16 protein-coding genes and 2 tRNA genes are annotated in these 12,480 nt (G+C 64.5%); 12 read left to right on the forward strand and 6 right to left on the reverse strand.

Annotation, left to right across the window (positions count from 1 at the left end; genetic code table 11):
• The first annotated feature begins 358 nt into the window (after nucleotides 1-358).
• Genes E5CHR_RS22230 through E5CHR_RS22265 form a run of 8 tightly spaced genes read left to right on the forward strand, consistent with a single transcriptional unit; the run spans nucleotide 359 to nucleotide 4,779 of the window.
• Nucleotides 359-565, forward strand: a complete 207-nt coding sequence (locus E5CHR_RS22230) for a hypothetical protein (protein WP_162581856.1) — start codon at nucleotides 359-361, stop codon at nucleotides 563-565.
• On the forward strand, nucleotides 562-1,629 hold the full coding sequence (locus tag E5CHR_RS22235) for a phage Gp37/Gp68 family protein (protein ID WP_162581857.1): 1,068 nt from the start codon (nucleotides 562-564) through the stop codon (nucleotides 1,627-1,629). Before E5CHR_RS22230 ends, E5CHR_RS22235 begins: the two co-directional genes overlap by 4 nt.
• Nucleotides 1,626-1,832, forward strand: coding sequence for a hypothetical protein (locus E5CHR_RS22240; RefSeq protein WP_162581858.1), 207 nt, complete (start codon nucleotides 1,626-1,628; stop codon nucleotides 1,830-1,832). Before E5CHR_RS22235 ends, E5CHR_RS22240 begins: the two co-directional genes overlap by 4 nt.
• Nucleotides 1,829-2,251 carry an ASCH domain-containing protein gene (locus E5CHR_RS22245; protein ID WP_162581859.1) on the forward strand — a complete coding sequence of 141 codons (423 nt, stop codon included), beginning with the start codon at nucleotides 1,829-1,831 and terminating at the stop codon, nucleotides 2,249-2,251. The genes E5CHR_RS22240 and E5CHR_RS22245 overlap by 4 nt, the downstream gene beginning before the upstream one ends.
• Nucleotides 2,244-2,720 carry a hypothetical protein gene (locus tag E5CHR_RS22250; protein ID WP_197893869.1) on the forward strand — a complete coding sequence of 159 codons (477 nt, stop codon included), beginning with the start codon at nucleotides 2,244-2,246 and terminating at the stop codon, nucleotides 2,718-2,720. Before E5CHR_RS22245 ends, E5CHR_RS22250 begins: the two co-directional genes overlap by 8 nt.
• A complete protein-coding gene (locus tag E5CHR_RS22255; RefSeq protein WP_162581860.1) occupies nucleotides 2,713-3,519 on the forward strand; it encodes an NADAR family protein in 807 nt (268 codons plus the stop codon). Before E5CHR_RS22250 ends, E5CHR_RS22255 begins: the two co-directional genes overlap by 8 nt.
• Complete coding sequence (locus tag E5CHR_RS22260; protein WP_162581861.1) at nucleotides 3,512-3,754, forward strand: DUF4224 domain-containing protein; 243 nt, start codon at nucleotides 3,512-3,514, stop codon at nucleotides 3,752-3,754. The genes E5CHR_RS22255 and E5CHR_RS22260 overlap by 8 nt, the downstream gene beginning before the upstream one ends.
• Before the next feature lie 41 nt (nucleotides 3,755-3,795).
• On the forward strand, nucleotides 3,796-4,779 hold the full coding sequence (locus E5CHR_RS22265) for a tyrosine-type recombinase/integrase (protein ID WP_232062157.1): 984 nt from the start codon (nucleotides 3,796-3,798) through the stop codon (nucleotides 4,777-4,779).
• A gap of 67 nt (nucleotides 4,780-4,846) precedes the next feature.
• Here the strand turns inward: E5CHR_RS22265 and E5CHR_RS22270 are convergent.
• The 6 genes from E5CHR_RS22270 to E5CHR_RS22295 form a co-directional block, all read right to left on the reverse strand.
• Nucleotides 4,847-4,922: transfer RNA gene (locus E5CHR_RS22270), tRNA-His, on the reverse strand.
• A gap of 31 nt (nucleotides 4,923-4,953) precedes the next feature.
• Nucleotides 4,954-6,882 carry a peptidylprolyl isomerase gene (locus E5CHR_RS22275; RefSeq protein ID WP_162581863.1) on the reverse strand — a complete coding sequence of 643 codons (1,929 nt, stop codon included), beginning with the start codon at nucleotides 6,880-6,882 and terminating at the stop codon, nucleotides 4,954-4,956.
• A 61-nt stretch (nucleotides 6,883-6,943) separates the two neighbouring features.
• Nucleotides 6,944-7,019 (reverse strand) — tRNA-Val (locus E5CHR_RS22280).
• A gap of 16 nt (nucleotides 7,020-7,035) precedes the next feature.
• A complete protein-coding gene (locus E5CHR_RS22285) occupies nucleotides 7,036-7,308 on the reverse strand; it encodes an HU family DNA-binding protein (protein WP_007830705.1) in 273 nt (90 codons plus the stop codon).
• A gap of 244 nt (nucleotides 7,309-7,552) precedes the next feature.
• Nucleotides 7,553-8,641 (reverse strand): tartrate dehydrogenase, encoded by a 1,089-nt coding sequence (locus E5CHR_RS22290; protein WP_162581864.1) that lies wholly within the window; start codon nucleotides 8,639-8,641, stop codon nucleotides 7,553-7,555.
• Between the two features lie 18 nt (nucleotides 8,642-8,659).
• A complete protein-coding gene (locus tag E5CHR_RS22295; RefSeq protein WP_162583840.1) occupies nucleotides 8,660-9,535 on the reverse strand; it encodes an alpha/beta fold hydrolase in 876 nt (291 codons plus the stop codon).
• Nucleotides 9,536-9,794: 259 nt separating this feature from the next.
• Here E5CHR_RS22295 and E5CHR_RS22300 point away from each other — a divergent pair, with 259 nt between their 5' ends.
• The 4 genes from E5CHR_RS22300 to E5CHR_RS22315 are packed head-to-tail and all read left to right on the forward strand — an operon-like array spanning nucleotide 9,795 to nucleotide 12,440.
• Nucleotides 9,795-10,181 carry a type IV pilin protein gene (locus E5CHR_RS22300; protein ID WP_162581865.1) on the forward strand — a complete coding sequence of 129 codons (387 nt, stop codon included), beginning with the start codon at nucleotides 9,795-9,797 and terminating at the stop codon, nucleotides 10,179-10,181.
• Nucleotides 10,175-10,726 carry a prepilin-type N-terminal cleavage/methylation domain-containing protein gene (locus E5CHR_RS22305; RefSeq protein WP_162581866.1) on the forward strand — a complete coding sequence of 184 codons (552 nt, stop codon included), beginning with the start codon at nucleotides 10,175-10,177 and terminating at the stop codon, nucleotides 10,724-10,726. Before E5CHR_RS22300 ends, E5CHR_RS22305 begins: the two co-directional genes overlap by 7 nt.
• Nucleotides 10,723-11,889, forward strand: coding sequence for a PilW family protein (locus E5CHR_RS22310; protein ID WP_162581867.1), 1,167 nt, complete (start codon nucleotides 10,723-10,725; stop codon nucleotides 11,887-11,889). The genes E5CHR_RS22305 and E5CHR_RS22310 overlap by 4 nt, the downstream gene beginning before the upstream one ends.
• On the forward strand, nucleotides 11,886-12,440 hold the full coding sequence (locus E5CHR_RS22315; protein ID WP_232062158.1) for a pilus assembly PilX family protein: 555 nt from the start codon (nucleotides 11,886-11,888) through the stop codon (nucleotides 12,438-12,440). The genes E5CHR_RS22310 and E5CHR_RS22315 overlap by 4 nt, the downstream gene beginning before the upstream one ends.
• The last annotated feature ends 40 nt before the right edge of the window (nucleotides 12,441-12,480 follow it).

Raw genomic sequence — 12,480 nt, forward strand, 5'->3', positions numbered from 1 at the left:
CCGGCCTGACCGAGGCGCGCCCCATCATCCCCTTCGTGGCCGACTGCATCGAAAGCCTGCGCCAGGAGGCAGCGCTCGCCATTTCCGAATACCGTCTCCGGCAGCGGACGCTCGCGAGCAAGCTGCGCACCGTCAAGTGCCGCATCGAGGACAACCTCCTGGCCTCGCTGGTCAAGCAGGAGTCCGACGGCCTGGCTGAACGGGTCCGCAGCGCCGAAGAGCTCATTGAGGTCGCGGGCATCGCCCGCCAGATGCTGGACGACTACGAAATGGTCTACGAGCAGGCGCCGCCCACCTTCGGGGGGTTCCTGCGCGCCGGGCACAACCAAGGTATGCCCTTCCTGCTGGGGAGCGTGTGATGGCGACCACGACCACCCGCCGCAAGCCCGCGCCCGGCCGCGCGAACGTCAAGGCCCGCATCCGCGCATCCAGCATCAGCATCGAATACGAGGGCAGCCTGTCCGAGGACGTGGCGCTGCAGATCTACCGCATGCTCGTGTCCGGCGAAATGAACCCCATCGCCGCGGCGCCAGCGACCACCATCGAAGAAGGCAAAAAATCGTGAGCGCCAACAGCAAGATCGAATGGACCGATCACACGTTCAATTATTGGGAAGGCTGCCAGAAGACCGGGCCTGGCTGCGACAACTGCTACGCCGAGACGCGCAACGCGCGCTTCGCCGGCATCAAGGTCAACGGCATCAACATCGCGCCCAACTGGGGACCGGGCGCGCCGCGCCGGCTCACCAGCGAGAGCAATCGGAACCTGCCGGCGAAGTGGAACCGCGAGCATGCCGCGTTCTTCGCAAAGCACGGCCGGCGCCAGCGCGTTTTCTGCTCGTCGCTGTCCGATGTGTTCGACAACCAGGTGCCGCGCGAATGGCGCTGGGATCTGTGGCAGCTCATCATGGCCACGCCGAATCTGGACTGGCTGCTGCTGACGAAGCGCATCGGCAACGTGAATGCCATGCTGAAGGAGCCCGGCGCGCCGATAAACGGGCTGCCCTCCAATGTGTGGCTCGGCGCCACCATCGTCAATCAGGAGGAAGCCGACCGCGACATCCCGAAGCTGCTGGACGTGCCGGCGAGCGTGCGTTTCCTGAGCATGGAGCCGCTACTGGGGCCGGTGTCGCTGCGCTGGCTTGCCGCTTGGCCTGAGAACGCGCCCACCAGGGCCCAGAAGCCCGGCGGCATCACCAATCATCTTGACGGCCTGCGCCGGCTCGACTGGGTCATCGTGGGCGGGGAGAGCGGCCCAAAGGCGCGGCCGATGCACCCCGACTGGGCCCTGCACCTGCGCGACCAGTGCGCCGAGGCAGGCGTGCCGTTCCTCTACAAGCAATGGGGCGAGTGGAAGCCAATCAGTCAGATGGCCGAGGCCGAGCACACGGCGCTGTATCGCTCGCGCGTGAAGGCGATGCCGCACGAAAGCCAAGACGCGATCGACGACATCAACGGGCGCGCTTGCACCGTGCCCTATGGCGTTGTGCATGCCGATGGCTCACTGCACGAACCGCTGGAGCCGATGGCCTTCCTGCAGGGCACCGGCGCCATGACGACGTTCAAGATCGGCAAGAAGGCCGCAGGCCGCCTGCTGGACGGCATCGAGCACAACGGGTACCCGCGATGAGCAAAGACATCACCACCATCGTCCGCGGGACTGTCATCGAGGTCGGTTCCAGCGGCACGACCGGCGCCACCGCCTTCGTGCGCCTGGCGCGCAACGACGGCGAGCTCGTTATCGACGGACTGAGCCACGCCGAGGCCCGCGACATCGCCTCCAGCCACTTCGCCCAGGTCATCAGCGTCACCATTCAAAGGAGCTCGAAGTGAAAGCCATCAGCATTCGCCAGCCCTGGGCTTGGCTGATCGTGCACGCGGGCAAGGACATTGAGAACCGGACGTGGCCGACGCGGTACCGCGGCCCAGTGCTGATCCACGCCGCCAAGGGCATGACGCGCGAAGAGTGGGAAGACGCATGGACGTTTGCGCAGGGCACCGGCGCATCGCCGAAAGCCATTGCGGCCGGCATCACGCGAGACACCATTGAGCGCGGCGGCTTCGTCGGCATCGCCGAGCTGATCGACTGCGTGATGCCTGCGCGCCGGGTGTCGAGCTGGCACATGGACGGATGCTTCGGCTTCAAGTTGGCCAACGTGCGCCCCCTCCCCTTCACCCCCTACAAGGGCGCGCTCGGCCTGTTCGACGTGCCGCAGGGAATCGTCACGCTTCCGGAGCCTGCCCATGGATGACGACTCGATGCGCGAGGAATCGAAGCAGCGCCGCGCAGCCAACCGCGAGCACGCACCCAAGGTGCTGGCCGAGGCCGGCGTGAAGCACACCATCCTGAACCACGGCGCCTACATCCGCATCGGGCGCGAGGTCGCGGACTTCTGGCCCGGCACCGGCAAGTGGATCGACCGCAAGCGCAACGTCGAAGGCCGAGGCGTCAAGAACCTCATCGCCCACCTGAAGCGCAGCTACCCGCGGCCGGAGGCGGCGCACACGTGCCACTGGCCTGGCTGCCCGGCCCCAGTCCCCCCGGCCATGTGGGGGTGCCGCAAGCACTGGTTCACCCTGCCGAAAGCGCTGCGCGACGACATTTGGCGGACCTATGTGCCCGGCCAGGAAAAGACAAAGACCCCCTCCCCCGCCTACCTCGAGGCCGCTCACGCGGTCCAGGCGTGGATCAGCAACTACAAGGAGACGCACCATGGCTGATCTGACCGACGACCAGATCGACGGAATCCTGCGCGCCAATGGCTGGACGCGCGCTGACATGCGTGACGAGCGCAAAGAGAGCATTCGCGACTCGTTCCGCCGCACGCTGAACGACGCCGCTCGTAGTGCCGCACCGCCCCCGGCAGCACCGGCAGAGCCCATGACTCGCGCCGACCGCCACCTGCTTCGCTGCGCCATCGCGCTCGTGTCTGGGCCCGAGCTTTCCGAGGTCGCCGGCGAAAGCCGAGGAACGATCGCGCACCGCCTGCAAGTCATGCTGGCCGACTCGTGGCCGAACGAGGGCGAGCACCACGGCCTGGACACCGCCGAGCGAGTCTGCTTCTACGAGCAGGACTTCTACGTGCTGTCGAACTTCAGCAGTTTTAACCTGGTGTGGGAGGGCATCACGTTCGCCACCAGCGAGGCTGCCTATCACTGGGAGAAGTTCGCCACCGACGAAGACGACGATGAGCGCAACGGCATCGCCTGCCGAGTCATGGACGCGCCATCGGCGCACGAGGCATTCAAGATCGCCGAGCAGTGGAAGCACCTGCGCCGCCCCGACTGGGATGCCGTCAAGGTGGGCATCATGCGCCGCATCCTGCGGGCCAAAGCCGACCAGCACGACTACGTGCGCCGCAAGCTTCTGGCCACCGGCGAACGCGAGTTGGTTGAAAACTCCTGGCGCGATGACTATTGGGGCTGGGGGCCGAACCGCGACGGCCAAAACATGCTGGGCAAGCTGTGGATGGAGGTCCGCGCCGAGCTGCGCGCCGCGTCTGAGAAAGCACATGGCTGAAGCCCTCACCCTTTCCCGCGAGGAAATCAAAGGCATCACCGGCATGTGGCAGCACGCCGCCCAGGCACGCGCGCTCGAGCGGATGAAGATCCCGCACACTCGCCGGCCAATCGACGGGTCCGTCGTGGTCGGCCGTGACGCCGCCAAGCGCGCGCTGGGCTTCGAGGTCCAACGCGACCCGGCCGTGCCGGCAGCCAACGATGACGACGGATTTAACTGGAGCGTCCGCAAATGAAACACCGCGATCGCCAGTCCCAGCTCGGGCTGCTGCCGCGCATGGAAGCCCGCCCCCTGAAGGATGGCGGCTTCAGCTACCGCTACCACCCTGTCGACGGCAAGCCGTTGAGCCTCGGCCGCGACAAGGCCGAGGCCATCCGCAAGGTGCTGGACCTGAACGGGCAGGGCAGCGATGAGGGCACCTTCTCGCACCTGTGGCGCCTCTACCAAGAATCCCGCCAGTTCAAGCGGCTGGCCGAGAGCACGAAGGATCAGTACCGCGACAACTGGAAGGAGCTCGAAAAGGTCTTCGGCAAGGGGCACGTCACCCAGCTCAGGCCCAAGAGCGTGGCCCGCTACCTGCGCGTGTACCGCGAGGCCGCGCCGATCGTGGCCAACCGGGAAGTGGCGCTGCTGTCCAACCTGTGCAAGCTGGCCGTCGAGCGCGGCGACATCGACCGCAACCCGTGCAAGGAGGTCAGCCGCAACCCGGAGCAGCCGCGCGATCGGCTGGTGGAAAAGCACGAGCTGGACGCCTTCGTGGCCTGGGCACTGAAGCAGGGCAAGAGCGCCGTGGTGCTGGTGTCCATGGCGCAATTCGCGGCGCTGGCCGGCAACCGCCGCGCCGAATTCCTCGATTTGCACTGGCCCCAGGTCGACGAGGAAGTTGTGCGCTTACAACGCGCGAAGCAACGCGGCAGCAAGAGCAAGCGGGAATTGGTGGGCGTGAGCGCGGCGCTGAAGGAGGTTTTGGACCGCATGCGAGCCCTGCCTGGCTACTCGCCAATGGGCGCGGTATTCCGCGCACCGAAGACCGGCAACCCATATTCGGAGTCCGGATTCAAAGCGATGTGGGCGCGTCTAATGCAAAAGGCGCTCGATGAAAAGATTGTGGAAGCGCGATTTACTTTTCACGATCTGCGCGGCCACTACACCACCTACTTCAAATTGCAATTTGGCAGTCTGCCCGAATTGCACGCCGATCCGGCAACGACGGCGGGCGTCTATGACCGGACCAGAGTGGTGAGCCGGAAGGCTCTGTGATATTCCCAATTTGGGAATTTTCGGGGGTTGTCGCTATCGTTTTTGTAGCGCAACCCCTTGATTTTGTTGGGGTGGCTGATGGGACTCGAACCCACGACGACCAGAATCACAATCTGGGACTCTACCAACTGAGCTACAGCCACCGCAGAGCTCGCAATTGTAGCCTGAAAAAAGCTATCGCCGGATGGCCATGCCCGCATCGACCGGCATTGGAACCAGGATCTCGGCCTTGAACCGGCTCTTGAGCATCTCGTAGTACGCGGCTGACTCCGCGGCCGAGGTCGCCAATGCGACTTGCTGCGTTTCCTGCTGCGCCATCTCTGCAGCGGGCGGCGTGCGGGGCACTGTCTTGTTGACGCGAACGACGGCATATCCCTGCGTGCCGAGGTCCACGCCCACCAGCGCGGGCAGCTTGGCCGGATCCGCGCGCAGTGCTGCTTCGATGACGGGCATTGGCTGCGACTGCGCGTCCACCCGCGACACGGTCAACGCTGCACCAAAGGTCGCGCCGACGGCGTTCGATTGCCAAGCCGCGAGCTTGGCCTCCCCTTCCGCCTTCGCGAGCGCCCCCGCGCGTTCAGCGACGAGCTGTGCCCGAACCTTGTCCTTGACCTCCTCAAGAGGCTGCGCGCGGGCTGGGGCGTATTGCGTGACGCGGCCGGACGCAAGCTGGTTGGGACCGATCTCGATTGCCTCGGTGTTGTGCTTGCGCTCCAACGAATCGGGCGCAAACAGAGCGTTCAGGAAATTGCGGCTGGCCAGGGCTCCCGCCGCGCCAGGCACGGGCGCACGTGACACTTTGTCCGCCGTGCGGATCGTCAGCTTCAGCTTGTCGGCGGCGGGCTTCAAGCTGTCGGGCTGCTGGTAAACGGCATCAGTGAAGGTCTCGGCCGCCTTGGCGAATTCCTGCGTGGCTTGCTGGCTGCGAACCTCGTCCTCGATCTTCGCGCGCACCTGCTCGAAAGGCGGGACAACGCCCGGCTTGATGTCGTTGAGCTGGATGATGTGATAGCCGAACTCGGTCTCGACCAGATCGCTGATCTCGCCCTTCTTGAGCGCGAACATCGCATCCTCGAACGGCTTCACCATGGCGCCGCGCGTCACGAAGTCCAGATCGCCGCCCTTCTCCGCTGAGCCCGGGTCCTGCGAATTCTTGCGGGCAATTTCCGCGAAGCTGCTGGGCGCCTTCTTCACTTCCGCAAGCAATCCCTGCGCTTTTTCGCGCGCCTTTTCGCGTTCGGCAGCTGAAGCGCTGGAGGGCGCGCTGATCAGGATGTGGCTGGCACGCCGCTCTTCCTTCGTGCCGAGGCGTTCGCGGTTCTGTTCGTAGTAGGTGCGCACGTCGGCCTCGTTGACGGCGATGTTCTTCTTGGCGGCCTCGAGATCCAGCACGAGGTATTCGATGCTCGCCTGCTCCGGCACCTGGAACTGCGCGACATGCTGCTTGTAATAGACCTCCAGGTCGGCATCGCTGACAGTGACCTTCGTCGCAAAGTCGCCGGGCGCGAAGCGCGCCACCTGAACCTCGCGCCGGTCATAGAAAGCGTTGAGCATGACGGCCGTCTGCGCTGGTGTCGCAAGGGCCGTATCTGCAATGCCCTTCAGCACCTGTTGGCGCACCATCTGCGCGGCAAGCGCGGCTTGGTGCTGTTCGGGCGTCATGCCGGTGGCGCGCAAGAACAGCTCGCGGTCGAACTGTCGCTTGCCGTCCTTGACGACGACGAAACTCGCCAGGCCCGGATCGTTCTGAAATATTTCCAGCTGGCGCTGCTCAGTCACCACGAAATGGTCCTGGGCGGCGGCGGCGGCCAGCACGCGGTCGCGCACCATGCGCTCCAGTGTTCCGTAGCGCTGCGCGTCGGTATCGAATATCGCGGGATCCACGTCCGACCGCTGTTGGCGAATGCGATCGACCTCGTTTCGATGCTGTGCATCCCACTCCGGACGACGGATGCTCTCGCCCGCCACGCTGGCGACCTTCTCGCCCTTGTTGCCGGAACCGCTGTACCGGTCGAGCACGCCGACTACGACGAACGACGGCACGATCAACAGGAACAAGACAACCATCAGGATTTTGTTGTGCTGTCGGATGAAGTCGAACATGGATGGGGGTCTCTCCAGCGAAAAAGAAAAAAGGCGAACTGCTGTTCGCCTTTGCATCGGTTGGTGGGTGCTGAGGGGCTCGAACCCCCGACCTACGCCTTGTAAGGGCGCCGCTCTACCAGCTGAGCTAAGCACCCAACCGTGATCCGATTCTCAGTTCAGCGCATCTTTCAGCGCCTTGCCGGGACGGAACTTCGGGATCTTGGCAGCCTTGATTTTAATCGCGTCGCCGGTGCGCGGATTGCGGCCCGTGCGCGCAGCGCGCTTACCCACCGCAAAAGTGCCGAACCCGACGAGCGACACCGACCCGCCCTTCTTGAGCGTAGTACGAATGGCGCCGATGGTCGATTCCAGTGCACGCGTGGCAGCAGCTTTCGAGATGTCGGCGTTTTTTGCGATGTGCTCAATCAGTTCGGTTTTGTTCACAAGGACCCCTTGCAGGAAAAATAGTTGATCGGGTTGCGTCAGAAGCAGTGCTTGCCCCGTGACGAAGCCACGGGGTTCGTATAAGAAGAAAGGACGGCAGTTCTGATGCGCCGGCAGCGCACTGCCGCCAAGGATTACAACCACTGGTCCCCGGGGTGTCAATACGACGGGACGCCGTGCAATCCGGCGAGGCCCGCGATTCTAGTGATGTTTTGCGCGGTTCCTTTTCCCCGTACGGACACGCTCACAGCGCGTTCGCAATCGCACGGCCGAGGTCGATGGTGCCCGCGCTGCCACCGATGTCCGGCGTGCGCGGCGCCCCGCTTTCCGGCGCCAGCACCTTCTCGATGGCGGACAGGATCGCGTCGTGCGCGTTCCTGTGGCCAAGGAAGTCGAGCATCATGGCTCCGCACCAGATCTGGCCTATCGGGTTGGCGATGCCCTTGCCTGCAATATCCGGCGCCGAGCCGTGGACCGGCTCGAACAGCGACGGCGTGCTCCGATCGGGATTGAGGTTGGCGCTCGGCGCGATGCCGATCGTGCCGGTGCAAGCCGGACCGAGGTCCGACAGTATGTCGCCGAACAGGTTGCTTGCCACCACCACGTCGAAGAAGTCGGGGCGTTGCACAAAATGCGCCGTGAGGATATCGATGTGGAACTTGTCGAGCTTGACGTCCGGATAGTTCTTGGCCATCGCGGCCACGCGCTCGTCCCAGTACGGCATGGTGATCGAGATGCCGTTGGACTTGGTCGCGCTGGTCAGGTGCTTGCCGGGACGCGATTGCGCCAGCTCGAAGGCGAACTTGAGCACCCGGTCCACACCCGTGCGCGACATCACTGTTTCCTGGATCACGATCTCGCGCGCCGTGCCTTCATACATGCGCCCGCCGATGCTCGAATACTCGCCCTCGGTGTTCTCGCGCACGATGTACATGTCGATCTCACCGGGTTGCCGCGCAGTGCCGTCGCGCCGCACCACGGGCGCGACGATGCCCGGCATCAGGCGTGCAGGCCGCAGATTGATGTACTGGTCGAACTCGCGACGGAACAGCAGCAGCGACCCCCAGAGCGAGACGTGGTCCGGAATCTTCTCCGGCCAGCCGACGGCGCCGAAATAGATCGCGTCGTGGCCGCCGATCTGATCCTTCCAGTCGTCCGGCAGCATCTTGCCGTGCTTCTCGCAGTAGTCCCAACTCGAGAAATCGAAATGGTCGAAATGCAGGTCGATGCCGAACTTGCGAGCGGCCGCTTCCAGCACGCGCAGCCCCTCCGGCATGGTTTCCTTGCCGATGCCGTCTCCGGCGATCACGGCAATACGCTTCTTGCCACTCATGATGTCTTCCTTTGTGCTTCAAACAAAAAACTGGAGTGCTTCCTCGGCCAGCGCGTCGGACGCCTCTTCGGGAATGTAGTGGCCGCAGGCCAGCGCGGCACCGGACACGCCCTCGGCGCGCTCGCGCCATAGGCTCAGCACGTCGAAGCAGCGGCCCACGGCACCATGCTCGCCCCACAGCACGCGCAGCGGCTGCCCGAGCTTCAAGCCGGCGGCGATATCGGCGCGGTCGTGCTCAAGATCGATCGTCGCCGAAGCGCGGTAGTCCTCGCAGATGCCTCGCGCCGTCCCGGCGATCGCGGCACAGCGCTCGTACTCGGCGAGCGCGTCGGGCGCAAAGGGTCTCAGGCCGGCATGTCGGCTGCCCATCACGCTGCGGACATAGCGCGCCGGGTCGGACTCGATCAGGGCCTCCGGCAGGGGGGGTGGCTGGATCAGGAAGAACCAGTGCCAGTACGCACGGGCGAAGGCATCCGATGTCTGCTCGTACATGGCAAGCGTTGGCGCGATGTCGAGCAGCATCAGGCGCTCGACAGCATGAGGATGATCCATGGCAAGCCGGTGCGCAACGCGCGCGCCGCGATCGTGCGCCAGAACCTGAAAGCGTTCGAACCCGTGACTGCGCATGACCGCCATTGCATCTCTTGCCATCTCCCGCTTGCTGTAGGCAAGGTGCGCGGCATCGGCCGCGGGCCGATCCGAATCGCCGTAGCCGCGCAGATCCATCATTACCAGCGTAAAGCGCTCGGCCAGCAAGGGAGCGACGCGGTGCCAGATGGCAAGTGTCTGCGGATGGCCGTGCAGCAGCAGCAAGGGAGCGCCCTTGCCGCCGACGCGGCCATGCAGGCGGACTCCCTCGCGGAGCACGTGGAAGGCGGAAAAACCGTTCTGCATCCCGCGATTGTGCTTTGCGTGCCAACCATCACGAGATGTAACAAAGCTCCGCACGCCGGGTGCGAGTTTTCGGTTCACCGACGTGCACTTTCGACTACGCCGCTGCGCCGCTCATCGGAAGAAATCGACCATTTGTCGCGCTTTCTGACGCGCCGATGTGAAAAGTTCACATTCTTAACATATCGTCACACTTCCCCGATTTCTGACGGGTCGTGATTGTCTGAACAGAAAGTCCGCGGAAGGCAGTTTTGGAGCGTCGATGCGCAAACAGCACGGATTCACTTTGATCGAACTGATCATCACGGTAGCGGTGGTCGCCATCCTGGCCGCGATCGCCCTTCCCAGCTATCAGCAGTACGTCATCCGTTCCAAGCGGTCGGCGGCGCAGGCGCAGATGATGGACATCGCCAATCGGCAGCAGCAGTACCTGCTCGCCAACCGCGCCTATGCGGACAAGGCTGCACTCGAAGCAGGCGGCTACAGCCTGCCACCCGAGGTGAGTTCTGTTTATGACTACAGGATCACCTTGGGTACCGGCACCGCGCCGAGCTTCCTCGTGACGTTCGACCCCAAGGGCAGCCAACGCAGCGACGTCACGCTCACGCTCAACAACGAGGGCCTCAAGATGCCCCCGGAAAAATGGTAACGCTCCAATCACAGCGTGGTGCGACCCTGCTGGAAGCGCTGGTCACCCTGGTCATCATCGCCTTCGGCTTGCTCGGGCTGGTGGGCCTGCAATCGCGCCTGCAGGTGTCCGAGATGGAGGCCTACCAGCGTTCGCAGGCTCTGATCCTGCTGAACGACATGGCCAACCGCATCGCGATCAACCGCCGCGCCGCAGGGAGCTACGTCACCGCCACGCCGGTGGGCACGGGCAACTGCCCCGTAGCCACCGGCAGCCGCCAGCAGGTCGATGCCGCCGAATGGTGCAACGCGCTCCAGGGCGCGGCGGAGACTTCAGGCACCAGCAAACTGGGCACCGTGATCGGCGGGCGCGGCTGCGTGCAGGACCTGGGCAACAACGAGTATCTGATCACGGTCGCCTGGCAGGGCCTGGTGCCGATCTCTGCGCCGCCCGATGGCGTCGCCTGCGGCAAGGACCTCTACAACGGCGACGCAGCATCGCCTTGCAAGAACGACCTCTGCCGCCGCACGGTGACAACCCTGGTGCGCATCGGATCGCTCACATGAAAGCGCCCTCGCACGATCGCCTCCTGCGGCCCTATGCCGCTGCCGCAGCGCAGCGGGGCCTGACCCTGATCGAGTTGATGGTGTCGATCGCCATCACGCTGATCATCGTGGCGGCCCTGATCACCCTGTACCTCAACGTGTCGCAGTCCAACCGGGAGATGGTGAAGGTCAATCGGCAGATCGAAAGCGGCCGGCTCGCCGTGTACGTCCTGGAGAACGAGGTTGCGCACGCCGGGTTCTGGGAAAACTACATGCCCCAGTTCGACGACCTGACCCTGACCACCGTGCCCGCCGACGTGCCGACCGCGGTGCCCGATCCCTGCCTGGCCTATACGGCGGCGAACTGGACCGACGACTACAAGCGCAGCCTGCTCAACATTCCCGTGCAGACCTACGAGGACGTTCCTGCCGGCTGCGCGGCGATCGTGACCCACAAGAAGGCCGACACCGATGTGCTGGTGGTGCGGCATGCCGAAACCTGCTTCTCGTCGGCAGCGCCATCCAACTGCGAGGAAGTCCCCGGCAGGCTCTATTTCCAATCGTCGTTGTGCGCGACGCAAACGCCCTCGACGTTTGAGCTCAACACTGCAGGCTTCACGGCCATCCAGAAAAAGGATTGCACCACGGCGGCACTCAAGCGCAGGTTCATTTCCGACATCTACTACGTTCGGGACTACGCCGAAACAGTGGGCGACGGTATTCCAACACTGGTGCGGTCGCGCCTGGACACCGCCGGCGGCACCCCCGTGTATCCGGATCCGGTGGCACTGATCGAGGGCATCGAGGGGCTTCGCGTGGAACTGGGCTTGGATACCCTGGGCAAGACCGGCGTCGCGGTGAACTACACACAGGCCATCAACTGGCTCGACGCCACCAACAAGACGACACCGACCAATCGCGGAGACGGCAGTCCCGACGGCGCGTTCGTGCGCTGCACCACCGGCACGCCGTGCACGGCGGACCAGTTGATCAACACGGTCGCCGTGAAGTTCTACTTGCTCGCCCGCAGCATCGAGCCCTCTCCGGGCCATACCGACGCCAGGACCTACAAGCTCGGCAGCGCTGCGACGCTCCCTGCGTACAACGACCACTACAAGCGGCACGTGTTCTCCACGACCGTGCGCCTGACCAACGTCACAGGCCGAAGGGAGACGCCGCCGTGAGAACCACGCACTCGAGCCGGCAGCGCGGCGCCGCGCTGATCGTCGGCCTCATCATGCTGGTGCTTATCACGCTGACGGTGGCCGTCGCCTTCAATGTCAGCGTCTCCAACCTCAAGTCGGTGGGCAACATGCAGGCGCGCAACGAGGCGGTAGCCGCAGCCAACCGGGCCATCGAGGAGGTCGCTGCCTCGCTGTTGCCGCCCAACGCGGACGGCAGCCCATCGATGGTGGCGCCGGTGGCGACCGCAAGCCTGGTCGACATCAACAACGATGGAAAGACCGACTACAGGGTGCAGATCGCCCCACCGAATTGCGTTCGGGTGACGAAGGTCTCCGGCGGAGGAGGCGGCGGCACCACGAGCGGCCCTGGCGGGATCACCGGCGGCGGCTCGACCAGCGGCTCGGGACTCACCGCGGTGCCGGATCAATACAACGCTGTCTGGGACATCAGCACCACCGTGACCGACGAAGTCACCGGCGCCTCGACCGCGGTCCGGCAAGGCGTGCGCGTGCTCATGAGCCAGGCGCAGTTCGAAGCGTTCTGCCCCTGAAGGATTCTTTCTTGCGATCAGACGATGAACAGGTTCGACA

Origin of the sequence: Variovorax sp. PBS-H4 (genome assembly GCF_901827205.1) — a bacterium.
In the GTDB taxonomy this organism is placed as follows: domain Bacteria; phylum Pseudomonadota; class Gammaproteobacteria; order Burkholderiales; family Burkholderiaceae_C; genus Variovorax.